The sequence below is a fragment of the Thalassospira sp. MCCC 1A01428 genome (assembly GCF_002115825.1).
In the GTDB taxonomy this organism is placed as follows: Bacteria; Pseudomonadota; Alphaproteobacteria; order Rhodospirillales; family Thalassospiraceae; genus Thalassospira.
The window spans coordinates 1-488 of record NZ_JFJZ01000171.1; the positions used below are offsets into that span (position 1 = coordinate 1).

Below are 488 nucleotides of genomic sequence, written 5' to 3' on the forward strand. Positions count from 1 at the left end.
CCACCACATATAGGGATATGTGGGTGACGGTGCCGTAGGGCCGGAATTTTGCGTAACAATGGCCGCAAGGGCATTGTTCACATCACCGCGAACGGCGATGCCCGACCCGTTAGAAATCTGATAATCATGTTGCCCCATGCTCTATCACCACCCGTTTTTTTTGGCTGCCAGCGCCATCCAGCTTGTCACGCTGGACGGCACCACAGACATTACCCCGCCCTCGATCAGGGTGCGGAGCGTGTCATAAAGCGCCTTGTCAGGCCCCGGAAACTGCACCGCAATCGGCATAAACCGCCCTTCATTTGCTGCATTTTCGCCCGGCTGCCATTTATAGGCACCTGGCTTAAGATCAATATCCGAAGGCACCTGCACGCGCCCGAACGCATCACTTTCCGGGACTTCCTCAATCCCCAAAAAAATGCCGTCATTATCCAGCACCGCGACCGTCACGGTCGCGGCGTTTTCTTTCTTGCCCATATCAAAAACCT

1 protein-coding gene is annotated in these 488 nt (G+C 55.1%); it reads right to left on the minus strand.

Annotated features, from left to right (window positions below):
• Positions 1 to 144: 144 nt before the first annotated feature.
• A partial coding sequence (locus THS27_RS26455) for a hypothetical protein (RefSeq protein WP_210403043.1) occupies positions 145 to 488 on the minus strand: 344 nt, incomplete at its 5' end.